Annotated in this window: 17 protein-coding genes; 8 read left to right on the top strand and 9 right to left on the bottom strand. The window is 67.0% G+C overall.

Going from position 1 to position 24,543, the window contains the following annotated elements; translation table 11 throughout:
* Nucleotides 1-13: 13 nt before the first annotated feature.
* Nucleotides 14-1,405, bottom strand: coding sequence for an exopolysaccharide biosynthesis polyprenyl glycosylphosphotransferase (locus ASE89_RS03080; protein ID WP_236701597.1), 1,392 nt, complete (start codon nucleotides 1,403-1,405; stop codon nucleotides 14-16).
* Between the two features lie 549 nt (nucleotides 1,406-1,954).
* Here ASE89_RS03080 and ASE89_RS03075 point away from each other — a divergent pair.
* Both ASE89_RS03075 and ASE89_RS03070 read left to right on the top strand, forming a co-directional pair.
* A complete protein-coding gene (locus ASE89_RS03075; protein WP_056673919.1) occupies nucleotides 1,955-2,899 on the top strand; it encodes a GGDEF domain-containing protein in 945 nt (314 codons plus the stop codon).
* Between the two features lie 102 nt (nucleotides 2,900-3,001).
* Nucleotides 3,002-3,883 (top strand): polysaccharide deacetylase family protein, encoded by an 882-nt coding sequence (locus ASE89_RS03070; protein WP_056673917.1) that lies wholly within the window; start codon nucleotides 3,002-3,004, stop codon nucleotides 3,881-3,883.
* 12 nt (nucleotides 3,884-3,895) lie between these two features.
* Here ASE89_RS03070 and ASE89_RS03065 read toward each other — a convergent pair whose 3' ends face one another.
* From ASE89_RS03065 to ASE89_RS03035, 7 genes are all read right to left on the bottom strand, one after another.
* The gene (locus ASE89_RS03065; RefSeq protein ID WP_056673914.1) at nucleotides 3,896-5,209 is read right to left on the bottom strand and encodes an HlyD family type I secretion periplasmic adaptor subunit; all 1,314 of its coding nucleotides are present in this window, start codon (nucleotides 5,207-5,209) and stop codon (nucleotides 3,896-3,898) included.
* Nucleotides 5,206-6,966 (bottom strand): type I secretion system permease/ATPase, encoded by a 1,761-nt coding sequence (locus ASE89_RS03060; RefSeq protein ID WP_056673911.1) that lies wholly within the window; start codon nucleotides 6,964-6,966, stop codon nucleotides 5,206-5,208. Before ASE89_RS03060 ends, ASE89_RS03065 begins: the two co-directional genes overlap by 4 nt.
* A 3-nt stretch (nucleotides 6,967-6,969) precedes the next feature.
* Nucleotides 6,970-14,193, bottom strand: coding sequence for a peroxidase family protein (locus tag ASE89_RS03055; protein WP_056673908.1), 7,224 nt, complete (start codon nucleotides 14,191-14,193; stop codon nucleotides 6,970-6,972).
* A gap of 369 nt (nucleotides 14,194-14,562) precedes the next feature.
* Complete coding sequence (locus tag ASE89_RS03050) at nucleotides 14,563-15,213, bottom strand: SCO family protein (protein ID WP_082451205.1); 651 nt, start codon at nucleotides 15,211-15,213, stop codon at nucleotides 14,563-14,565.
* Nucleotides 15,210-16,271 carry a multicopper oxidase domain-containing protein gene (locus ASE89_RS03045; protein ID WP_168427540.1) on the bottom strand — a complete coding sequence of 354 codons (1,062 nt, stop codon included), beginning with the start codon at nucleotides 16,269-16,271 and terminating at the stop codon, nucleotides 15,210-15,212. The genes ASE89_RS03050 and ASE89_RS03045 overlap by 4 nt, the downstream gene beginning before the upstream one ends.
* 26 nt (nucleotides 16,272-16,297) lie before the next feature.
* Complete coding sequence (locus ASE89_RS20150; protein ID WP_056673899.1) at nucleotides 16,298-17,494, bottom strand: multicopper oxidase domain-containing protein; 1,197 nt, start codon at nucleotides 17,492-17,494, stop codon at nucleotides 16,298-16,300.
* Nucleotides 17,495-17,651: 157 nt separating this feature from the next.
* Nucleotides 17,652-18,308, bottom strand: coding sequence for a LuxR C-terminal-related transcriptional regulator (locus ASE89_RS03035; protein ID WP_056673895.1), 657 nt, complete (start codon nucleotides 18,306-18,308; stop codon nucleotides 17,652-17,654).
* 281 nt (nucleotides 18,309-18,589) lie between these two features.
* Here ASE89_RS03035 and ASE89_RS03030 point away from each other — a divergent pair, with 281 nt between their 5' ends.
* From ASE89_RS03030 to ASE89_RS03010, 5 genes are all read left to right on the top strand, one after another.
* Nucleotides 18,590-20,044, top strand: a complete 1,455-nt coding sequence (locus ASE89_RS03030; RefSeq protein ID WP_156363250.1) for a sensor histidine kinase — start codon at nucleotides 18,590-18,592, stop codon at nucleotides 20,042-20,044.
* The gene (locus ASE89_RS03025; RefSeq protein WP_031394609.1) at nucleotides 20,034-20,636 is read left to right on the top strand and encodes a response regulator transcription factor; all 603 of its coding nucleotides are present in this window, start codon (nucleotides 20,034-20,036) and stop codon (nucleotides 20,634-20,636) included. Before ASE89_RS03030 ends, ASE89_RS03025 begins: the two co-directional genes overlap by 11 nt.
* 68 nt (nucleotides 20,637-20,704) lie before the next feature.
* A complete protein-coding gene (locus ASE89_RS03020) occupies nucleotides 20,705-21,073 on the top strand; it encodes a phosphonate transporter (RefSeq protein WP_031394610.1) in 369 nt (122 codons plus the stop codon).
* Between the two features lie 9 nt (nucleotides 21,074-21,082).
* The gene (locus ASE89_RS03015; RefSeq protein ID WP_056673889.1) at nucleotides 21,083-22,372 is read left to right on the top strand and encodes a sensor domain-containing diguanylate cyclase; all 1,290 of its coding nucleotides are present in this window, start codon (nucleotides 21,083-21,085) and stop codon (nucleotides 22,370-22,372) included.
* Nucleotides 22,369-23,538 carry an AMP-binding protein gene (locus ASE89_RS03010; RefSeq protein ID WP_056673886.1) on the top strand — a complete coding sequence of 390 codons (1,170 nt, stop codon included), beginning with the start codon at nucleotides 22,369-22,371 and terminating at the stop codon, nucleotides 23,536-23,538. Before ASE89_RS03015 ends, ASE89_RS03010 begins: the two co-directional genes overlap by 4 nt.
* Nucleotides 23,539-23,555: 17 nt before the next feature.
* On the opposite strand, the gene ASE89_RS20145 is transcribed toward ASE89_RS03010, so the two are convergent.
* Nucleotides 23,556-23,723 carry a hypothetical protein gene (locus tag ASE89_RS20145; protein WP_156360373.1) on the bottom strand — a complete coding sequence of 56 codons (168 nt, stop codon included), beginning with the start codon at nucleotides 23,721-23,723 and terminating at the stop codon, nucleotides 23,556-23,558.
* Between the two features lie 603 nt (nucleotides 23,724-24,326).
* Between ASE89_RS20145 and ASE89_RS20140 the strand changes: the two genes are divergently transcribed.
* Nucleotides 24,327-24,515 carry a hypothetical protein gene (locus ASE89_RS20140; RefSeq protein ID WP_146163637.1) on the top strand — a complete coding sequence of 63 codons (189 nt, stop codon included), beginning with the start codon at nucleotides 24,327-24,329 and terminating at the stop codon, nucleotides 24,513-24,515.
* The last annotated feature ends 28 nt before the right edge of the window (nucleotides 24,516-24,543 follow it).

The raw sequence follows: 24,543 nt of genomic DNA, 5'->3' as shown, positions 1-24,543 counted from the left end.
GTTTTACGGTGCACTAGAACGCGTTGCGGTGCACAACGACCCGTACCGTAGACACGAGAATGCCAAAGTCGCGCCACACGGACCAGCCCAGGATATATTCCAGATCGGCCTGAAGGCGCTGCGTCAGATCGTCGCGGCGATGCGTCGCCCCGCGGAATCCGCGCACCTGCGCAAGACCGGTGATCCCCGGCTTGAGCGCGTGACGGTGCCAATAGCGTTCATCGACCTCCCAGAACAGCTGCTGTCCCGCCAGCGACCCCAGTGCATGCGGTCGCGGCCCGACGATGCTCATCGATCCGAGCAGCACGTTCAGCAGCTGCGGCAGCTCGTCGACGCTGGTTGCACGGATCACGCGACCGACGCGCGTGATCCGGTCGTCGGTGCGGGACGCCGAAACGCTGCCGCTCGCGTCGGACTGCTCGACCCGCATCGACCGGAACTTGAACACCTTGAACAGCGCGTTGCCGCGGCCGACGCGATCCTGCCGGAAGAAGACCGGTCCCCGGCTGTCGATCTTGATCGCCGCGGCGGTGATCAGCAGCAGCGGCAGCACGACGATCAGCGCGGGTACCGCAAAGGCCAGATCGAACGTCCGCTTGATCATCCGGTTACGCGTGCTCAGCGGTCCGACCGCGACGACCAGCGTCGACCGCCCGACAAAATTGTCGAGCCCGATCGCACCGACCTGGTCGATTTCGTTCGAAATAATCTCGCCGCGAATGCCCGCGCCCTTCAGGAGCATCGCCCATTCGCGCTCCTTGTCGGGCCGACAGGCGATCACGACGCGGTCGACACCACGCAATTGACGCGCGAGTCGATCGAGCATCATCGGATCCTGCATGTTCGGGCGAAGGTTCGCGGCCCGCGTCTCAACGACTTTGCAATGTGCCGGCACCGCGAATTCGACGTCGTCCAAGATCACCAGATCGGTGGTCACGTTGCCGCCAATCGTCAGGCGGACAAACCGATCGATGACCAATCGAAAGACTGCCAGAAGCACGAAGCTGCCGAGCATTCCGATGCTGATGACACCACGGGATTCCGCCTGCACCGCCCGAAAATAGTAGGAGATGAACAAGAAGCTTGAAAAGGCTAGTAAAAGCGCCGTCGCCGAGCGCATGATGCCGGCCCGGGCCTTGCGCAGCACGTCAATCGAGTAGGCGCCATTGTTGAACGCGGTCAACACGTATATCGGCGCCGTGACGATGACGACATTCATGTGCGACGTTACAGCAAAACGGCCATATTTTGCAAATATACCGAGCTCGAATGCAGCAACCACCGCGAGCAGATCAGCAAACACCAACAGGATATAAAGAGCGATGCGCAGTTGGTGACGATGCGAGGTCGAGCCAAAACGATCGAACACTGCACCGCGCGTGCCGGTAACTTTAGTATTTTCCACAGTGCCAGCTCCCTGCCCGCCACAATCTCGACTTATGCTCAGCAGGGCCAAGGCTCTGCCATAGGCGGTTTGAAGAAACCAGAGCCGAGATGCGCGGCTCACCCCATCGGAGCGCCACCCGGTCGGCACGCACCGCGCCGCGTGCGCAATGCCGCCCGCCGCAGCTATACCACCGCCACCACCTTGCCGTCGCCGCAGCACCCCCAGCATGCGCGCAGCACCGTCCAGCAGCCCGGTGCGGCTCCCCCGGCAATGGACTGAAACCGGTACGACCGGACTCCCCCCTTGGCGCAACATACCCCTCTATAGCGGACAACCGGCGCCGGCGGGCCGTCCCATCCCGGAACATGCCCCCCATCATAAGAAAAACCGCGCCGCCGCCGCCCGCGATCAGCCGCCACCCGTCGCATCGACACGCCCCCGAACGCGGAACCGATCGCCGCGCAAGGATTGATCGCACGCTCTTTCGCGCTAGGGGGCGGCGGGATGAAACGGACGCGCGCGATCCCGCGTTGTACAATCCAGTACATAAAAAGGTTCGAGACAAGCATGCCAGAGGCTTTTCGTGCGGCGCGCGACGCGCTCGCCTTTCTCGAGGCACATCGTCTCGCACCCGTGGCTGAAAATTATACCTTCGCGCTTGCCGTGGTCGCCGATCCCGGATCGGACCTGGCGCGCGCCGTGGCGGCCGAGACGGATGGCGGCCTGAGGCTGACCGCACGCGCGCTCGAAACGCTCAGCGAACGCCATCTTGCGATCAAGCGCGACACGACCGCCGAACGCGACAGCGCGGTCACTGCACGCGCGAACCAGCTCGGCGTGCTGACCACCGATGCGCAGACGCTGACGCGGTCGCTCAGCCACGACGTCAGCGCGATGGCGAGCGAGGCGGAGAACTGGCCCGATGCGACGCTGCTCGTGACCCGGCTGGCCGATGCCGAACGCGAGCTGGCCGAGCTGCGCCGCGACGTCGCCCGGCTCCAGTCCGACCTCGGCTCGCTCGGTACGGCGCGGCACGATCCGATGCGCGACGCAGCCACTGGCGCGCTGACGTCCGAGGGCGCGCGGCCGATCTTCGCACAGATCGCCGAACAGGCGCGAAGCTATGTCCTCATGATCTTCAGCGTCGCCGATCTGGCCGGGGTCAATCAGCGCTTCGGCCACGCCGTCGGCGACAATGTGCTGAGCGCCTTTGTCGCGAACCTGCGACGGGTGTTTCCCGACGAGGAGATCATTCGCTGGACCGGCAATGAATTCGTCGTGGTCGTGACCGACGTCGCCCTGACGGCGGCCCGCGATCTCGCCGACGAAGCCATCGCCGCCTTCGAAACCCGCCGCCTCAGGCTGCGCGGCAGCGGCGCATGGATCGGCCCGGTCCGCGCGCTCGCGGGACTGGTCGTCGGCCAGGGCGACGACCAGGACGCCGCCCTGAGCCAGGCCCGCGCCGATCTGTACCGTGCCACCGTCGAGGGTTTCGCCCCTGTGGACGGCTGAGCGGGTCGGATTCGACGGTTCGCTTGCTCCGGCCGCGATCATGGATTCGATAAGTATCTGCATTATGGCGTTTCTATCCCGCGATCCACGCGTTCCAGCGCGATGAGCATCTCGCACCATGGCCGCTACGCCTATCGCCCGATCGTCGACCGCCCGGACTATGACTGGCCCGACGGCCGCCGCCTCGCCATCTATTTCGGGGTGAATTACGAGGTGTTCGATTTCGGCGGCGGGCTGGGTCCGGAACTGGCCCCCGCGCAGACCGACCCGGACGTGATGAACTATGCCTGGCGCGATTATGGCAACCGGGTCGGGGCGTGGCGATTGTTCGATTTGTTCGATCGGCTGGGCCTGCGCACCACCGCGCTGCTCAACGCCGACGTCCTCGATCGCTGCCCCGGACTGGCCGAGGCATGCCGCGACCGCGGCGACGAGATCGCGGCGCATGGCGGCACCAACGCGACCGCGCAAGGATCCCTTGCGCACCCGAGCGAGACCCAGATGATCGCCGACGTGACCGAGCGGCTGGCCACACTCGGCGTGCGTCCCACCGGCTGGCTGGGGCCGTGGATCTCAGAGAGCGACGCCACGCCGGACCTGCTCGCCGAAAATGGCTATCGCTATGTCCTCGACTGGGCGCATGACGACCAGCCGACCCGGCTCGCCACCTCTCATGGCGGACTGCTCTCCATCCCCTATTCCCAGGAAATCAACGACCTGCCCGCGATCATCGCGCGCAAGCAGGAGGCGGTGACGTTCGCGGCCATGATCCGCGACGGCGTCGAACAGCTCCTGTCCGAATGCGACCGGCGTCCGCTCGTCCTCGGCATCGCGCTCCATCCCTATATCATGGGACAGGCACACCGGGTGCCCGCGCTGGTGCAGGTGCTGACCGAACTCCGCGCGGCGAACGATCCGCGCATCTGGTGGACCACCGCCGGCGACATCGCCGCGCATGTCGAGGCGAACGGCCTGGCCGCCTGACCCCGCACTCACTCAGGCTTCACGACCCCCGCGCCACAGGCTCTCCTTCAACGGGCCGATCAGGTAATCGAGCGCGGACCGTTTCCGGAGCGGGACCAGGATCTCGGCGGGCATGCCCGGCGTCAGTGCGCCGGGCCCCTTGAGCGCGACGAGCGTCCGATAGCTTTCCGGCAGCAACGACGCCTCCGCCCGGAAGAAGCGATTGCCGGTCCGCTCCTCGGTGAAGCTGTCCGCCGACACCGTGTCGATCCGGGCGTCGAGCGCGGGCATCGCGCGGTCGTGGAATCCGGTGAAGCGGACCTGCGTCGTCTGGCCGGGGCGCATGTCGTCGGCATCGTCGGGCGAAACCTGCACCTCGATCACCAGCGCCCTGCGATCGGGCACGATCTCCATCAGCGTCTGCCCCGGCGAGACCACCCCGCCGATGGTGTAGATCGTCGGGCCGACGATCGTGCCGGCGACCGGCGCACGCACCATCGAGCGGGCGAGCTGTTCGCGTGCCGCGAGCAATTTGGGCTGCAGCTCGTTCATCCGGACCAGCAGATCGCGCAGGCTGCCCTCCACCTCCTCGATCTGGCGGCGATCGACACCCGCGGCCGACAGTTCGGCTTCGCCGATCGCATCGCGCGTCTGGAGGATCTGTGCCCCCAGCGCGCCATGCTCACCATCGAGCGCGGCCTGCGTACGCTCGAGCGCGCGGATCCGGTTGATCGAGGCAAAGCCCTTGGCGGCGATGACCCGCATCCCCGTCAGCTCGTCGTCGAGCAGCGCGCGTTGCCGGCGGTTCGCCGCGATCTGTTCGCCGAACCCGCCAATCTGTTCGGCATTGGCGTGGGCGCGCCGCATCCACACCGCCTTCTCAGTCTGCGCGGTCCGCAGGCGCGCCGCCAGCAGCAACCGCTGCCCGCGCAGCGCATCCTCCGCCAGCACCCGGTCCGCCGCCGGCAGCGCGCGGAACTCGACCGGCTCGGCCATCACCGCGCGCCGGTCGCGTTCGGCGAGCAGGCGTTCGCGCTGCGCGAACAGCATCATCAGTTCGGCGGTCATCCCGCGTTCGAGCGCGTGCAGGTCCGCCGACGCGATTTCGAGCAGCACCTGCCCGCGGGCGACCTTCTGGCCTTCGACGGCGCGCAATGCCGTGACGATGCCGCCGTCGCGGTTCTGCACCGCCTGCCGCTTGCCCGACACGATCACCGCACCGCGGGCATAGACGCCGGCGTCGAGCGGCATCATCGACGCGCCACCCAGCAGCCCGATGAAGAACAGCGCCGCGACGCGCAGGCCGCGCCGGATCTCCACCCGCGCCGAATCGTCGATCATGCTCATGACACCGCCCCCTTCAGTCCGACGACATTGCCGCGGCTCCCGCCGGCGCGGCGCGCCAGCTCGGCCAGAACCTCCTCGGCCGGACCTTCGCAGTCGACCGACCCGGCGTTGAGGACGAGCAGCCGATCCGCGGCGGCCAGCACGCTGGTGCGATGCGCCGCGATCACGATCGTCGCGCCGCGTTGGCGACTGGTCTCCAGCGCGCGCATCAGCGCCGCCTCGCCCTCCGCATCCAGCGCGGCATTGGGTTCGTCGAGCAGGAGGATCGGCGGGTCGTCGAACATCGCCCGCGCCAGCGCGATCCGCTGCCGCTGCCCCGCCGACAGCGCCAGGCCGCCGCGCCCGATCGGACAATCATAGCCACCGGGCAGCGACAGGATCAGCGCGTGGCACCCCGCGACCTTGGCCGCGTCGATCACCCGCCGGTCGAACGAGACCGGGTCCACCGCGTTCGGATCGGCGAACCGGGCGATGTTCTGCGCCACCGTGCCCGTCAGGAAGCCGGGCTCCTGCGGCACATAACCGCGGTACCGCGCGAGCCGCTGCGCATCCCAGAGAATCGAGTCCGCGCCATCGAGCAGCACCTGTCCGGATTCGGCCGCGATACCCCCGGCGAGGATGCGGATCAGCGTCGTCTTGCCCGCCCCCGATGCCCCGACGATGCCCAGCATCTGCCCCGCCTGCAGGTCGAAGCTCACCCCCTTGAGCAGCATCGCCGCGCCATCGGCGCTGCGCGTGGTGACCTTGCGCGCGGTGATCCGGCCGAGCGGCGCCGGCAGGACGGTCGCGGGTGCCGCCGCCGCGTCCGTGTCGAACAACTGCTTCAGCGATTTCAGCGCCTCGTTGGCACTCTGCAGGTTCGACCAGCCGCCGATCAGCAGCTCGACCGGCTGCAGCGCACGGCTGAGCAGCACCGAGGCGGCGATGATCGATCCGACCGAGATCTGCCGCTGGACCGCGAGGATCGCGGCAAGCCCCAGCGCCAGCGACTGGAGGAACAGCCGCATGAACTTGGCGATCGCGGCATAGCGCGCGGTCGCCATCTGCGCCGCGGCCAGCGCCGCCTGCCCGTCGCTGCGTTCGGCAATCTGCCGGTCGACCATAGCCCGTCCCATGCCCAGCGCGCGGACGAGCTCGGCCTGCTGGGCGATATCCTCCTGGACGATCGCCGACCGGGCATTGGCGGTGTGCGCGACGGTCATCAGCCCGCGCGTCCCCCGCTCGGACATCCATGTCAGCACCGCGAGGCACGCGCCCGCGGCGATGATGAACAGCCCCAGCAGCGGATGGATCAGCACCGCTGCCAGGACATAGATCGGCGTCCAGGGCGCATCGAAGATCCCGACCAGCGTCGGCGCGGTGATCACCTGCCGCAGCGTGTCGAACTCGCGCATCGCCTGTGCGGTCGTCGGGTCGCGCTGCCGGGTGTGGCCGCGCTCGATCAGCCGCGCCAAGATCGCTCGCGACACGCGCTGGTCGAGCCGCAGCGACACCTTGACCATCAGCCGCGACCGCAGGGCCTCCAGCACCCCGATCGTGGCGATCGCCGCCCCCAGCACCAGCGTCAGGATCACCAGAGTGACGACGCCCCCGGTCGGCACCACCCGGTCATAGACCTGCATCATGTACAGCGTCGGCGCGAGGTACAGAATGTTGACCAGCGCGCTGAACAGCAGAGCGGCCACCACATGCGACCGGCACTGCCTGACCGCGTCACGTACCGGCAGTGGCAGCCGGTGCTCGAACATCTGCATCATCGATCAGAACCCGAAATCGCTGTGGTCGATCGTCGTCGCGTTCACCCCGGTGAGCGTGATCGTCTGCGTGCCGATCGTGATCACCGTGTTGACGCCGACCTGCGAGATCAGCACCTGCGCCCCGAAATTGGCGGCAGTGATGCCGCAACCCGAAACATCGAGCAGGTCCTGTCCCCCGGCCGCATCGAAGTCGAAATCGACCACCGTGTCATTGCCCTGCCCGGTCACGAACACGAACACGTCGTCGCCCGTGCCCCCAGTCAGCCGGTCGCTGCCGGTGCCGCCGACGAGCCGGTCCTGCCCCGCGCCGCCCAGCAGCTGGTCATTGCCCCCCAGCCCCTGCAACAGGTCGTCGCCGTCGAACCCGGACAGGATATTGCCCGCGCTATTGCCCGTCAGTGCGTTCGCGCCGGCATTGCCGTTGCCGTGCACGCCGGAATTGCCCGTCAGCGTCAGGTTCTCGAGCCCGTCGGCCAGCGTGAAGGTGATGCTGCTGGTGACGAGATCGACGCCGTCCCCGTCGGTCTCGTCGACGCTGTCGCCCAGAGTGTCGACGATGTAGATATCGTCGCCCAGGCCACCCGCCATCACGTCCGCGCCGGTGCCGCCGTCCAGCGTGTCGGCGCCGCCACCGCCGAACAGCTGATCGTTGCCGGCCATCCCGCGCAACGTATCGGCCCCCTCCATCCCCGACAGGATGTTGACGCCGGCATTGCCCGTCAGGATGTTGGCGTCCGCGCTGCCCGTCGCATCGATCGCCGCCACCCCGCTCAGCGTCAGGCGCTCGACCCCAGCCCCCAGCGTGAAGGACACGCTGCTGGTGACCGTATCGAGACCGTCCCCACCGGTCTCGTCGACCATGTCGCCGATATCGTCGACGACATAGCTGTCGTTGCCACGCCCGCCGGACATCACGTCCTGGCCCGTGCCGCCGTCGAGCGTATCCGTGCCCGCACCGCCGGACAGCTGGTCGTTGCCGGCAAAGCCCGACAGCACGTTCGCACCGTCATTGCCGGTGATGACGTTGTCGGCGGCATTGCCCCGCCCCGCGATTCCCCCCGTCCCGGTCAGGGTGAGGCGTTCGACGCCGGTGCCGAGCGTGTAGGTGATGCTGCTGGTGACGGTGTCGATACCGTCGCTGGCAATCTCGTCGACGATGTCGCCGGTCGTGTCGACGCTATAGAGATCGTCGCCGTCGCCGCCGGTCATGATGTCCGATCCGGTGCCGCCGTTCAGGATGTCCGCGCCCGCACCGCCGTTCAGCCGGTCGTTGCCCGACAGCCCGATCAGCGTGTCGTCGCCGTCGAGACCCGTCAGCGTGTTCGCCGCACCATTGCCCGTCAGGATGTTGGCGGCGGCGTTGCCCGTGGCGCTGGGCGAACCGCTCCCCGTCAGCGTCAGATTCTCGACACCGGCGGCCAGCGTGAAGGTCACACTGCTCTTGACCAGGTCGACGCCGTCGCCGTCGGTTTCGTCGACGACGTCGCCGACATTGTCGACCGTATAGATGTCGTCACCCGTGCCGCCGGACAGGCTGTCCGCGCCGGTACCACCGTCGAGGTCGTCCGCCCCGCCCCCGCCGAACAGCTGGTCGTTGCCGGCCAGCCCGCGCAGCGTATCCGCGCCGTCCAGCCCGGTCAGCCGGTTCACCCCGGCATTGCCCGTCAGGACGTTCGCATCGGCATTGCCCGTCGCGTTTATCGCCGCACTGCCCGTCAGCGTGAGGTTGTCCACCCCGGCCGCCAGCGCGAAGCTCACGCTGCTGTTGACCAGATCGACGCCATCGCCGCCGGTCTCGTCGACGGCGTCACCGACATTATCGACCGTATAGGTGTCGTTGCCGAGCCCGCCCGCCATCGCGTCCGCACCGGTGCCGCCGTCCAGCCGGTCGTTGCCGCCGCCGCCGGTCAGTCGGTCGTCCCCCGCGAGCCCCGCCAGACTATTGTCCCCGTCATTGCCGGTGACGATGTTCGCGACCGCGTTTCCGGTGGCGTTCAGCGCCGCGTTTCCAGTCAGCGTGACGTTTTCCAGCCCCGTTGCGAGTGTGTAGGCGATGCTGCTGAGGACGGTGTCGGTCCCGTCGCCCCCGCTTTCGCTGACGACATCGCCGGTGCTGTCGACGACATAGGTGTCGTCCCCCAGCCCGCCCGCCATGGTGTCGGCGCCCGCTCCCCCATCAAGGAAATCGGCACCGGCGAGCCCCGTCAGTGTGTTGGCGGCACCGTTGCCGGTAAGCACGTTGTTGCCCGCATTGCCGGTACCGCTGATCCCCGAGGAGCCGCCGAGCACCAGATTCTCGACCTCGGTGCCCAGCGTGTAGCTGATGCTGCTGGTCACCGTGTCGGTGCCGCCCAGGCTGCCCTCGACGACCGTGTCACCGCCGTCATCGACGACATAGGTGTCGTCGCCCAGCCCCCCCGCCATCCGGTCGGCCCCGCTGCCGCCGTCGAGGCTGTCGTTCCCGTCTTCGCCGAACAGACGGTCGTCTCCGTCCAGCCCGAGCAAAGTGTCATCGCCGCCGCGCGCGAAGACGAGGTCGGCGTCCTCCGTGCCGGTGAGCGCGTTGGCCTCCTCGTCACCGAGGATCGCGTAATCGGGGATCGCGACCGCCATCGTCGCGTCGGAATAGACCACCGCCTCCGGCTGGTTCGTCCCCTGCGTGCTGAACCCGCGATTGTCGGTATAGTTGGTCGCGACGCGCAGCGGCTGGCCGATATCGTCGACCGTGACCTTGTACGTGTCGTCGGTCGCCCCCGCGATATCGACCCACGTCCCTTCGACCTGACGCTGCCACTGCCGCGCAAAGCTCGTCGTGCCGTCATAATCGATGAAGCTGCCCGTCGTGACCGTCAGCACCTGATCGATTTCCGGCTCGACGTTATCGATTCCGAAGCTGCCGACATGCTGCCGGTTGATCTCGGCGACGCTGTCGGCGAACTGGATCCGCTCGACATTGCGCAGCATGTCGCTGCCCTCGTCGCCGATATTGTCGACGACGCTGACCCGCCCGTCGGGCCGCAGCGTGATCGTGAAGTTGGAGCGGTTGCCGATATAGACCGCGGTATCCATCCCCGACCCGATCGTCGCCGCACCCGTGGCATAGCCGTTGACGGTCTCGCGGTAGACGATCTCGCGCGACGCGATGAGCTGGCCGGGGTTGATCGTCCCGTTCAGCAGCCGCGCCTGGATCTCGGTCAGCGAATCCGCGCGGAACAGCTCGGCACCCGACCCGTCCTTGTTTTCGCGCACGCTGATGAAGACGTGCATATAGGCGTCGCCGTCGATGACGTCGTTGCCCGCGCGCCCCTTGATGACGTCCGCGCCGCCGCCGCCGATCAGCAGGTCGTCGGTCGTGCTGCCGTCCATCACCAGCGCGTCGGCATCGCTCGCATCCCAGGTCTTGAAGCTCAGCAGCTCGCGCAGCCCGGTGATGAGCCGGACGCCGTCCTCGTACAGGTTGTTGCCGAGGATCCGGGGATTGTCGTCGCCGAGCAGGTCCGGGAAATTGGCGCCCGTGCTGACGAGCCCGAGCGGGATCTGCCGGCCGGTCAGCGTGTCGGCATATTTCCACCCCGACAGCGCCTCGACCAGGTCGTTGCGGTCGCGCAGCGTGAACGCCTGCTGGTTGACCGCGGCACTCAGCCCGAGATCCGAATTGGCGGCGGTCGTATCACCCTGGTGGATGACCCAGTCGAACCCGGCCATGCCGTTGTTGCGCTGGATCCCCGCCCCCTGGATCATGATGTCGTCGCCGCTCTCCCCGTCATAATCGGTGTCGTTGCCGCCGCCGTTCAGGATGTCGTTGCCGATGATCGGGCTGTTGAAGAACAGGTTCGAATTCTCGCCCGTCACGCTGTCGAAGCCGTCGCCGCCCTCGATCCAGTCGTCGCCTTCATTGCCCATCAGACCGTCGCTGCCGCTGCCGCCGAGCAGGAAGTCGTTGCCGCGGCCTGCGAACATCTCCTTCGCATCGGTGCCGCCGACCATGAAGTCGTTGCCGCCGCCGCCGAACATGATGTCGAGCCCGGAGCCGCCGCTGACGACGTCGTTGCCCTCGCCGCCGCGCAGGAAATCGTCGCCGAACGGATCCTCGATGATGTCGTCGCCGTCACCGGCATAGACCTGATCGGACTCCGTGCCCGCGTTCAGGTAATCGTCGCCGCCATCGCCCCACAGCGTATCGATGCCCTTGTCGCCATAAAGCCGGTCATTGCCCTCGGTCCCGCCGAGCACGACATGCTCGCCGCCGCTATATTTGAGCATCCCGCCATCGTCATGGCCGTCGCCGTCGACGTCCTCGCCCGGGGCGATCCGCACCACCTTGGGGTCGAACGCCTGCTGGAAACTGTCCTCCCAGACCGGATCGAACGTGCCGCCCGCCAGATACGTGCCGTCCTCGCCGATATTGGTGACCTGCGGCGTCAGCGGATCGAGTTCGAGGATATAATCCGCGGTGTTGAAGATCTGGCCGTCGACATGCGTCGAATGCACGTCGCCCAGGTCGGAATTGCGCATGACGAGATCGGCGAAGCTGCTCTTCTCCAGCTCGTTGAGCATGTTCATGCCCTGGGTGCGGCTGAGATAATAGAAGCGGTCGCCGTTCTGCAGGCTTTCGAGCTGGTGCTCGAACACATAGTTGAACGTCGAACCCAGCATCCCGCCGAATTCCATCTTCTCCTCGGCCAGACCGCCGATCCACAGATCGACCAGATTCAGCCCGGTTTCGTGGCTATTGACCCCGTCGACGATGCTGGGCGCCCAGTTGCCCTTGCTCTGCAGGAAGTTGAGCCGATCGGCCGGGGCCTGCAGCACATGCTCCTCGACGCCCATCGCGGCATTCGCATGCACGACGATATCTGCGCCGCCCATCACCAGCAGGGTCGCGGCGGCGCGCTTGCCCTCCAGCGTCGTCTCGCCGGTGATCAGCGGATGCGTGCCATAAGCGGCGATGAAATTAACGATCGACAGTGGGTTCTTGATGTTCTGCGCGAAGTCGAGCCAGCTCGTATAGGGTTTGAGCTGCGAATCGTTGGTCGAGGCGTAGAGCTGCGCACGCACCACGTTGAACGCCGCCACCCCCGCATCGCGGCCGCGCGCGATGTTGAGCGCGGCAAGGTCGAGCGGCAGCCCGACCAGGAAATTGCGCAGGGAATCCGGCACGAACTCGTCGATCTCGCTGCCCTCGACGCGCGTCATCCCGCGGATGATCGCGCCGGCGGCGATTTCGGCATCCTCCTCGCCGGTGACGGGATCCAGACCCGCTTCGCCAAAGGCCTGCGGGTTCAGGAACGCCTCGACCAGGCTCAGCGACTGGGTCGACAGCGTCGGATCGGTGATCTCGATCGTGTCGGTCAGCATCGAATGGCCGAACCGGTACACGGCATGCGCGAACTCGGCGGTGATCGCGGGGTCGATGTCGGCGGTGTTGCTGAAGATGAACGGATCGATATTGGGCTGGATCCGGCGCGCGAATTCCTCGAACACCAGATGCTGATACTGCATCTCGGTGCTGAACCGCCCGGCCTGGAACAGCCGCTCGCCATCCCAGTCGAGCGCGGCGATCGCCTGCGTCTTCGCCGTCCCGGTCAGCGCCTCGATCGCATCGAGCTCCGCCTGCGTGATCGCGGTGCGCGTGCCGTCGGCTGCGGGGCGCAGCCATTCGTTGACGATGGCAAGGTCACCCGATGCGATGATCGTCAGCTTGTCCGCCTCGACCACACGGTTGTGCTCGGAATGGAAGACCGTGTGGACCGCGGTCAGCCCGATATTCTCGTTGCCGCGGCCGTCGCCCGTGACGAAATGCGCGTCGAGCATCTCGTCGTCATAGGTCAACGGGTTGTTGTCGTCGGCGATCAGGTCGCGCGCGTTGATCACGCCGTCCAGATTGACGTCGCGCAGGTCGTCGAGCGTAATCACGTGGTCGCCATCCACATCGACGATCCGCCCCTCGCCCGCGACCAGATCGGCCTCGTCGGACACGCCGTCGCCATTAAAGTCGAGCATATCCGTGTCCGCGGTCTGCCGCACCGCGGGCGTCGCCGGATTGTGATCGAGGTCGACCAGCACCGGCTCGGCATGATGCGCGATGTCGTTGAGGAACGCGTGGCCGGTGAAGTACGCGTTCGCGGGCACCGCCACGCCCTCGGCCGTCCCCTCGAGCAGCGTGCCGTCCTTCAGCATGATCTGCGCATAGCCGTTCGCGCCGGGGATGAACCGGCCGTACGCGTCGGTCAGCAGCAGCGGCACATTGTGCACGTCGTAGTCGTCGAGCCGGATGCCCAGCATCGTCAGCGCCTGCGCCTTGGTCTCGGCCCAGTTCGCCATCCCGCCGATCGCGCCGTCCAGCAGCCGCCCGGTCGAGATCGCATGCGAATCCTTCACCCCGTCGCCATCCGAATCGACCGAGAACTTGTATTCGCGCAGGAACACCTGATGCGATGCATGCGAGGTATAGGTCTGGTTCTGGTCGATGAACGGCGTCGTCGTGTTGACCGTCTCGGTCCCGCCGACGACCGGGTTGCCGTTGGCGTCATATTGCGTCGACCGGGTCAGCGGCATGAAGTTGGGGCCGCCAGGCACATAGAGCGGATCGTCGGGCTGGAGCGGGATCAGCACCGTGCCGTTGCCGCCCTTGGTGATCAGGTCGAGCCCATGATCGAAGAACTGGCCGAAGAACGTCATCCAGGCGTTGAACGACGGCGACAGGCCGATGTCCGGCGACAGGTTCGGGATCGACGCCAGTTCCTCGTTGGTCGGGATATAGCCGTCGGGTGGCGCGTCGCCGCCATGCGCATCGGCATAGGCCGCCTGCGCATGCGCGTTGACGTACCAGGCGGCGATCGCCGCGGGATTGGTGTTGGTCATGTCGGCGATCAGGTTGCTGATCAGCCGCGGGTCGGCATCGACCACGCTGCCCGGCGTGCCGTAATCGGTGTTGGTCAGGACCGGCCCGCCGGGCCCGGTGCCGAACGTCGCGCCGTCGTTCAGATTGCGGAACACCGGCGTCGTCAGCCGCGGCAGCAGCTGATCCGCCGCGCCCAGCACCGCATTGCCCGGCAGCAAGTTGTTGTAGCTGCCATCGACGGTCCGCAGACCATAGGGGATCAATTGCGCCTGGGGGCCCAGGATATCCGCGAGCGACTCGCCAGCGGCATTGCGCTCGCTGATCCTGATCTGCGCCAGGATGAAGTTCAGATCTCCCAGATCGACGGTAAAGTCACCAGACATGATGCAATTTCCCCTCTGAATGACGAAACGCGAAACGTCTCGAGCGATCGTGATCGGGTCGTGATCGAAGACCGGCACACGTCGTGACGCCAACCTTCCATTCTTCGTTCGGCGGGATAAGGCCCATGAAGGACCTACGCCGGCCCCTGGCAGCCTAGGCCCTGTCCTAGGCCGAACGGCCGGGTTCGCGGGCGTTCCGCCTGGCGATGGACCCGAACACGCTTCGGATCCCGGTCTGTGCGAGGTCGAGCGGGGCCATGCGCGGCGCTACCCCGCCGCCAGTGAGGGGGGGCTCGTTCCGGCGGCGGGGTCCCGATCCGGCGAGCGAGTCAGCCGGTCGAGACGATACTGGACACTAGAGCCGCCGGGTCAGCCCCGGCGGCGTGCCAGATGACGGATCATGTCCTCGAGCGCGACCGAGGGCTGGTCGTGCATAGCATAGCCCGCGACACGCGTGTCGGGCGCGAGGACATAGATGAGCGAGGAGTGGTTGATGCTGTGCCCCATCTCGCCGGGCCTTGGCGGGATATGCTCGCGCGCGACGTTGAACGCCTGCGTCGCCGCGTTCAGCTGCGCACGCGTGCCGGTCGCCACGACCAGCCGCCCGTCGAACTTCTTGGCCAGCGCGCGCATCGCCGCGATGCGATCGAGCTCGCCATGGCCGTGATGCGTTGGCGCCTGCAGCGCCATAGCCGCCGCCGCGCCCGGCCGGCGGAAGCGCACCACACCGAGCGGCGGCACGTCGATGTCGACGAACAGCGCACGCGCCGCGATCCCCGACTGGCGCAGCCGTTCCGCCGTCTGCACCATCCGCGGAATGGCCATCGGGCAGCTCGCGCGGCAGCGGCTGTACCCGAAGAACAGCAGCGTCCAGCGATCGCGAAAATCCGAAGGCCCGATCGGGCGGCCTGCAACATCGGAAAAGTCGAACGCCCCGCCCAGCTGCGTGGGCATTGCCGCATGCGTCGCATGGCCGGGACGTGCGGACGGGGGGGCGGATCGGGTCGGGAATGTGGTCATGATACGACAATCTGCGTCTTGGCCACGCCGCGGCCATTGTCCTGGACGCGGCGGGTGATCCAGTGGAGATATTCGATCGTTGCGTTGATCGCGCCGCGCTGAGTCGCGGTGATCAGGAAATCGAGCCTTGTGGCGCTGGTCAGCTCGATCGGTGTCCCCGCGGGAAAGACGATCGGCGCATTCCAGTTTTCCTTGCCCAGCCGGTGCCCGTCGCACGACACGCAGGTCACCGGCACCTGGAACGTCACCCTGAGGATCGAGTAGCTCGCGTTGAGCAGCCGGATCAGGACGGTCTCGCCGACCCGCGCCTTCGCCGCGACCTTCTGATCGGTCATCGTCTTGGTCGGGAACACACCGTTGATCAGGAAATATTTGGGCTCGAACCGGTTCAGCCCGACATTTTCGCCGCACATGCCCGCATCATGGTTGTTGCTCAGCACATTGTGCCAGCGCGCATCCATGTCGTCGCACACCCAGAGCCGCTCGACCTGATAGCGCTGGTACGGGGCATTCGCCATCGGCGACGAATAGAGATAGCCGGGCCCCTCCGGCGGATCGACGATCAGCCCGCCGAACATCCCCATCTCGAAATGCAGCGGGGTGTTGCGGTGGCAGTGATAGAAGAAGGTGCCGGGGTTGGACGGTTTCCACTGATAGGTGAACTGGTTTGCCACCTCGAACGACACATGGCCGACGCCGTCATGCATCGTCGTCGGCTCGATGCCGTGATGGTGGATCGTGTGCGCATGCTTGGCGGTGAGCAAAGTGACATGCACGATCTGCCCCTGCCGCACGCGCATCAGCGGCGAGGGATAGGGCGATTTGACGCCGCTCGCCGGATCCTCGAACGCCCAGTAGCGCAGCCGTACCCCGTCGGGCGCGACCAGATTGCCGCTGGTCGTCACCTGCCGGACGAAGCTGATGTCGGGCGTCAGCCGGTCGGGCGTCGGCAGGCTTGCCTTGAAGACGTTGCAGCCGAACGTCTGGAAATTGGTGACGCCCTGTGCCGCGGTCTTGGTCCAGTCGATCCCCGACGGACTGATACTCTCATCGCCCATGGTCATTCCCCATCGTCTCGACCGGATCAGAAGGCGTAGATCGGGCTGGTCATCGTCCAGTGCGTGACCAGTCCCTGCGGATAATTGCCCCCGCCCGCGGTCTGCGACATCTCGGTGTGGCAGTGCATGACGTATTTCAGCGGGAACGGCTCCTCCCTCGGCGGCCAGACCGGCACGTCGGGCGGCCGCTCGAACGGCAGGATCATGTCCTTGCGGTCCATCGGCCGCATGACCCACACGTCGCGTTCGTAGACGTTGGTCTCGCAATAGGGGACGCCGCTCGCGTCCGCCTCGGTACATTCGAACAGGTGATTGCCGTGGATGTGCGCCGAATGCGTGCACAGCCCTGCATTCATCACCCGCAACAGCGTCGGCTGACCCTGTTTCCCGACCGGCTCGATCGCCTGCGCGGCCGCCCTGTCGACGCTGGCTGTGGTGTCGTGGACCGCGGTATCGAACCCGCTCAGGCCGTTGATGTGGAAATAATCGGGCAGGAACGCATCGATCAGCGCCTGGCCCGATATCCGGTAGCCCGACGCCACGCGCGCGTTGATCGCCGAATCGGTCTGCGAGAACAGCCACAGCTTGTCGCGCGCCGGATCCCCCGCCTTCCACCGCTCGCCGGGAAAGCGCGGATGCCGCCCGAACGCATCGAACACCGCGGCGATCTGCGGCGTGTGCATCGCGCGGCTGAACGGCGTCGCCGAGCCCGCGACCGTCGTGCCCAGCGCAGGGTCGACGATGAAGGCGCCGTGCAGCCCGAGGATGCGGTTGAGCGGCGGCTCATACGGATCATGATAGAGATAGGAGCCGCCGACCGGCGCGACGAAATCCGGCACCTGCCGCGTCTGGCCGGGGGGGATTTCGGGCACGGTCGCCTGCGGGATGCCGGTGATCGCAAAACCGTGCGGGACGAGGTCGTTGTTCGTGACGCTGAGCGAGACGGGTTCGCCCTCGCGGTACCGCAACACCGGCTGTGGCTGGCCGCTCTCGTGGAAATAGAACACCATGTAGACGATCTTGCCGTCGATCATCTCCTTCTCGACCGGCTCGATGACCAGCCGGAGCGACTGCGCAAGATCGGACGAGCCCGATAGCGACATCGGCGTCGGCGCCGGGCTGCTGAGCGGCGTGTCGGTCGGCGTGATCATCTGCTGCGCCGTCGCGGCGAGCGCCACCGTCGTTGCGCCGGCCCCAATCTTCAGAAAGTCCCGGCGCTCCATCGACTATCCCCATGACGTTCGCGCAGCGCAATATCTGCCCGATTTCCCGGTATTTAGGTGCCAGACGCTGCCGCAGGATCAAGTAGGCCGCTCGGTCTAAGACCATGGACGATGCAGGGCCCGGGCGGGTCGCCGCGCGGCATGGCTGCAGGCCGGGTCAATAGGCCTGCGCATGCACCGACGCCACCGCACCGGTCCGGTTGTGCACCCCGAGCGCCTTGAACAGCCCCGACAGATGCACCTTGATCGTCCCCTCGGCGAGGTTGAGCGCATGCGCGATCTCCTTGTTCGACGCGCCCCCGACGAGCAGTTGCAGCACCTGTTGCTGCCGCCGGGTGAGCGCGCCTGCGGGCCGTGCCGACTCCGGTTCGGGCATCGACAGGTCGCCGACCATGTCGGGCAGGTAGATGTGACCCGCGGCAACCATCCGCACCGCCTTGGCGATCTCGTCCATCGGCATGGATTCGAGGATATAGGCGTGCGCACCGGCGCTGATCAGCGACAGGATCTTCATCCGCTCGCGCGTCTGCCCGACGACGATGATCCGAAGGTGCGGGTAAGACAGGCGCAGCCGGCGCATCATCCCGTGACCCTGGCCGTTCAGAACATCGGTATTGATGACGGCGAGCTTGGTGCAGTGCGCCCTCAGGAGATGCGCCTGGACGCTGCTCCAGTTCGATGTCGTCAGAACCGTATCGGCTAGATGCTGCTGGCTGAGAATGCTCGATATGGCGTAGCGGAATATTTCGGCATTGCTTGCGACAATAGCGTTGGATCTATCCAATTCATCATTGCGAATGATCTGCTCATTCATGACGCCCCTCCATTGGATGTTTTTGTAATATTACGCGATAATCTTACCAAAGCTGCCTAGACCATTGGCCGAGGCTGCGACCACGCCGGGTCTTAGGCAAGTCCGTACGGATACGGACCCCGGACAGTCTGTTCAGGCTTGGCACACCATGACCACCACACCGGCTTTGCTTCAATTTGAGACGGTTGCACTGCACGAAGACCCCGGCCGGTGTCTGGAAACCCCTGTGCGGAAAGCGTAGCATTTTGGTTCTTTCCGGCGGATTCGAATTTGGAGCGATCGTGCAGCGGCTATGGGCCATCGTCGACCAGCAGGAGACCGCGTCCGACTGGCGCTGGAACCTGCTGCAGGGCGTGGGGTTCGGCAGCGCCGCGCTGGTTGCCACGGCGGTCGGTCGCCACCTGTTCGGGATCGACCTGCCCTTCACCTTCGCGCTGGCGGCGATCGCGATCGGCGCCGTCCTGGGGGGTGCGCTGACCGCGTGCGTGGGCGCCGCGACGACGATTCCCACCGCGCTGGTGTTCAGCGCGCACCATCCGCTCGTGACGCCGCTGAACACGCTGGTCGTGACCGGTTTTGCGATCATCCTCGCGCTGTTCGGCGGTCGCATGACGCTGCTGCGCCAGCGCGCCGGCCTCGCGCAGGGCCGGTCGCACCAGCGCGAACTCTGTCTCCACTCGATCTTCAACACCACCCCCGCGGCGATGCTCATCGTCGACGCGGGGGGCGACGTGCTCGCGATCAACCGGAGCGCGCGCGGCATCCTGGGGATCACCGACCCCGATGGCGGACGCCTCCGGCTCGCCGACCTGCTCCCCGGCCTGCCCGACCTGTCCGGCGACACCGCCACCGCACACGAGCTGTGCCGCGCCGATGGCACGCGTCTCGCGCTGTCGCTGTCGAGCGGCCCACTGCCGTTCGCCGCGACCGGGCTGCGTACGCTCCATCTCCGTGACGAGACCGAACAGGTCGCCGCCGCCGAACGGCTCGGGTTGCTGCAGGCGGAGCTCCACCAGCTCGCGCGCGCCACCGCGCTCGGCCAGCTCGGCTCGGCGATCGCGCATGAACTGAACCAGCCGCTGGCGACCGCCGCGAACTTCGCCACCGTCGCGCAGGCGGCGCTGGCGCGCGGCCGCGACGTAGGCGAGGTCGGCGCGGCGCTCGACGGCGCGGTCCAGGAGATCTTCCGGGCGGCCGCCGTGCTCAAAAGGCTGCGCCGGTTCGTCGAGCGTGGCCCGTTACAGGCGCAATGGGTCGATGCGCGCGACATCATCGCGGAGGGGGCCACGCTCGGCATGCTCGCGGTCCGTCAGGCCGGAGCGGAGCTGAAGGTCAGTATCGCGCCCGATCTCGGCGAATTGTGGATCGATGCGATCCAGATCCAGCAGGTCCTGCTCAACCTGATCGCCAATGCGGCCGATGCGGTGTCCGACACGGCGATCCGTGTGATCGATCTGCGCGCCGTCTCGGGACCGGACGGGCAGTGCACGATCACCGTCTCGGACACCGGCCCCGGCATCGCACCCGGCCAGGAACAGGCGATCTTCGCCCCGTTCCGGACCAGCAAGCCCCATGGCCTCGGCGTCGGGCTCGCCATCTGCCGCGCGATCGTCGACGCGCATGAGGGGACGATCACCGCTTCTACGAACAGCAACGGCGGCGCGACCTTCCGCGTCTCGCTGCCGCAACGTCCTGGTATCGGGTCCAGTGGAGAAATGGTCGCCCATGCCGCGTGACCGGCCGATCTACATCATCGATGACGAGCCCCAGATGTGCCGCTCGCTCGAAATGCTCCTCGCGCTGGAAGATTTCGAGACCCGATCCTTTCCCAGCGTCGAGGCGTTCATCCGCGACCTTCCGCGGCTTCCGCCCGGAATCATCCTCAGCGACGTCGCGCTCGGCGGCCTCAGCGGTCTCGAGCTGTTGCAGACCCTCCCGTCGCTCGACCGGTCGGACCCGGTGATCCTCGTCACCGGTCATGCGGATATCCCAATGGCGGTAGCGGCGATGAAATCGGGCGCCGCCGACCTGCTCGAAAAGCCGTTCGAGGCGCAGCGGCTGCTCGGCGCGGTGGCGGCGGTCCGCGACCGGATCCTGCAATCGACCCTGCTCGAGCAGCGCCTCGCCTCGCTCTCGCACCGCGAACGCCAGGTCCTGCGCCAGATCGTCGAGGGGCTGACCGCGAAACAGATTGCGACGCGGCTGGATATCAGCCCGCGCACGGTCGAAACCTACCGCGAGCATCTCATGCGCAAGACGGGCGCGACGAGCCTGGCGCAGCTCGTCCGGTTCGCGGTCGAGGCGCGCGTCACGTGCGTGCCGTTGTAAGAAACAGCCGATCTTAGGCTATACTTAACCCCGCCGCCCCATAGCGCTGTCGCAGGGAGACCGTGGCTATGGTACTGGAACAATACAGTTTTGATAATGTCGCGCTGCCCGAGCTCGACACGATGCGCGTCGAGGACCGCGACACCCTGCCGTTCGGGGTGGTCGGGTTCGAAGCCGACACGCTCGTCCAGGTCTATAACGCGACCGAGGCGCGGATGTCGGGCCTGGATCCGGCGACCGTGATGGGCGTGCCGTTCTTCGATGCGGTGGCGCAGTGCATGAACAATTTCATGGTCGCGCAGCGGTTCGAGGACGAGCCCGAGATCGACGACATCGTCCCCTATGTCCTCACGCTGCGGATGCGCCCGACCAGGGTCCGGCTGCGTCTGCTCGCGGCACCCGGCATTGCGCGCCGCTATATCCTCATCGAACGCTAAGCCGCTTCGATGAGCGATAGGTCGAGCGAGGAAGAGCTTCTCGAGTTTCTGTACGCCTGCCCCGTCGGCCTGATCGAGTGCGACAGCAGCGGCACGATCGCGATGATGAACCCGCACGCGATGCAGCATCTCCTGCCGCTCGCCGGGGCCCGCGATCCCGGTAACCTGTTTGCCGCGCTCGAACATCATGCGCCCGAATTGCGCAGCATCGTCGCGGCCTATGCGCCGGCGACGGGCCGGATCTGCGACGGCCACCGGATCTTCGTCGATCTCGCCACGCGTCGCCGCGGTACCGCGCCCAAGGTGCTGGCGTGCACCCTGGTCAAGCTCGGCCCCGATCGGCTGATGGCGACGCTGTCCGATATCAGCGAACAGGTCGCCCAGGAGGCGCGGCTGCGTCAGGCGGATACTTGGTTTGCCACGCTGCTCGACAGCGTCAGCCATTATGCCGCGCTGACGATCACCCCCAGCGGCGAGATCCAGTCCGCCGACGCCTGCTTCGCCCGCCAGACCGGACACGCCGCCGCCGATGTCATCGGACGCCACCTCGCCGAGATCGGCGGCAGCGAGGCGAGCGGCGGCGATCTTCGCCTCGACGAGCAACTGCTTATCGCCGCCCGCGAGGGCTGGCATCTCCAGGAAGGATGGCAGCAGCGCGCGGATGGCGAGCGCTACTGGTGCCAGCGGCTCGTCGTCGCGCGATCCGAACGGGGCGAGCCCCGCGCCTCCGGTTTCTCGGTCATCCTGCGCGACGTGCCGCGGCGTGGCGAGGCGGCGGAAGACATGCGCCGCCTGTTGAATCATGATCACCTGACGGGCGCCGCCAACCGACGGCATTTCGGCGAGGTGCTGAAACGCGAACAGCGGCACTGGCGCGAGCTGCGGCAATCGCTGTCGCTGATCGTTCTCGACCTGGATCATTTCAAGGCGGTCAACGACACGCATGGCCACCCGGTCGGCGACACGCTGCTCCGCCGTGTTACCGATGTCTGCACCGCGCTGCTCCCGCCCTGCGGGATATTCGCGCGGCTCGGGGGCGAGGAGTTCGGCGTCCTGCTGCCGCGCTATGACGAGGATCAGGCGGCGGCGCTTGCCGAGGCGATGCGCGCGGCGATCGCCGGGATCGCGGTCGACACGCCGCGCGGTGGCTTGCACGTGACCGCCAGCCTGGGCTGCGCCACGCTCAACGAAACCGACGGTTCGATCGATGCGCTGCTCGCGCTCGCGGATGATCGCCTCTACGCCGCCAAGCATGCCGGACGGAACCGGGTCCGCTCGCGCGAGACCGCGACCGCGTGACCCGGCCCGGACTGTCGCGCGCCGCGGTGCACCGCATCGCCTGCGCGGTCGTCGCGGCCGAGATGACACGGCTGCTCGATCCGGCCCCGCCGGCTGCGACACGGGGCGACTGGCCCGACACCATGCCGATCGGCGACGAGGGCCTCGGGCTCGATTCGATGGAGCAGCTGGGTGCGCTGGGGGCGCTGGCCGAGGCGTTCGACCTCGACGACGACACGCTCGGCGAGGGTCCGCCGCAGACGGTCGGCGCCTGGACCAACTGGATCCTGCGCACGCACGCTACGGGCCCCGGGCGGATCGCGGTGCGGACGTCCGGCTCGACCGGCAGCCCGCGCCTGTGCGTCCATGCCGTCCCCGACCTGCTTGAGGAAGCAGCCTTCTTCGCGACACGGTTCGCCGATCGGCGCCGGGTCGTCGCACTGGTCCCCGCCGATCATCTCTACGGGCTGGTCTGGACCGCGCTGCTGCCCGACGCGCTGGGCGTTCCCGTCGTCGTGCGGACGATCGGCGCACCGCTGTCGCTGGAGGCGGGCGACCTCGTCGTCGCGGTGCCCGACCAGTGGCGTGCGCTGTCACGGATGACGCGCCGCTGGCCGGGGGATGTCGTCGGCGTCAGTTCCGCCGGGCCGCTCGACGACGCCGTCGCCGCCATGCTGCTCGCGGCGGGGCTTGCCGGGCTGGTCGATATCTACGGCGCCTCCGAAACCGGCGGTATCGCCATCCGCACGCTGCCCGCGCTCGACTACGACCTGCTGCCCCGCTGGCAGCTCTCGGCGTCCGACGCACACGACTGGCGGCTCGTCGACCGCGACGGCCGGCACCACGACCTGCCCGACCATGTCGCGCGTCTCGGCGAGCGCGTCATTCGACCGATCGGCCGGCGCGACGGGGCGGTCCAGGTCGCCGGGCATAATGTCTGGCCGTCGCGCGTCGCCGGCGTGCTCCGGGAAGTGGAGGGTGTCGCGGATGTCGCGGTGCGGCTGCACGGCAATGGCCGGTTGAAGGCGTTCGTCGTGCCGCACCCCGGTCAGGACCCCGCCCGGCTGTCCGCGCGGATCGAGCAATTCGCGGCGAACCGACTCACCGATCCCGAGCGTCCGAAGGCCTATCGCTTCGGCACGGCGGTGCCGCGCACGGCCTTGGGCAAGCTCGAAGACTGGGGCTGATGCGGCCCCGACAGCGTCTAGCGCCCAGTCAGCGCATAGCCGCGGGTCTTCTCGCCGAGCGCGGCGTAGATCGCCGCCTGATCGAGGAGCAGGTGACGCTGTTCGTCGGTCTCCGCAGCCGCGGCCGCGGCCAGCGCGTCGATCGTCAGCCGCTCATAGTCGGGGGTCGGGTCTTGGTCTGGCATGGGTCTGCCGTTCATTCCTCTTCACGATGTCCCGTGACGATAAATGGCCTGCCTCCGGCCGCAACCTGCTTAAAACGCTGCTTAACCGGCCAGAGAGGTTGCGCATGCCGGGCGCCGTCGCACGGCTGCGGATACTATTCCGGCATCGGCATCGCGGATTTCCGCCGTCACGGTCGCCGTCACGGCCGTGTAATCTGAGTTAAGATTCTGACCCATATAGACGCGTGACAACAAACCCGTCCTGCCACATCGCGCGCAGCACTGGATCGCGAATCTCGTCATAGGGGCAAAGCGCGAGATGGGCGACCGGATCGCTCGCGGCGAGACGGCCGTCATTTCTGGCTTTCAAACAGTCTCTTGCGAAATCCGGCATCCTGCGGCCCCACTGCTGTCGTCGCGTCGTCCGACCCATGGTCAGATCGTTACAAAAAGGGCAATGGCTTGTCCCAAACCGACACAGCGCCCCACGCCGCACGGAGACACGGTTCGCCACGCCGCGAGCCGCACGGTCCGCACTGTCTCTACAGAAGCGACGATCGCGGCCGACGCTCTACGCAAGTACAGCCGGACCAGCGAGACTCACCCGGCGGCCGGATGCGGCAGATGAACCAGCAACGCCTGCCATCGCTCACAATGATGTTCGCCAAAATTCTGAGCCTGCACGCCCTTCGACATTGCCGCACCGCAGCAAAGTCTGTGCGCATTGCAGCGGTGATTTATCACGCCTACCTTTCACCTTCCCCACAACCGCCGATCGCAAGGAAAAACCGTCCGGCCACCATTGTGTGGTGATAGCGCTATCGATATCATCCCGAAAACA

The organism is Sphingomonas sp. Leaf30 (genome assembly GCF_001422525.1).
Lineage (GTDB): Bacteria > Pseudomonadota > Alphaproteobacteria > Sphingomonadales > Sphingomonadaceae > Sphingomonas > Sphingomonas aerolata.
Note: the sequence above shows the minus strand (reverse complement) of the source record. Positions and strands in the feature narration are given on the sequence as shown.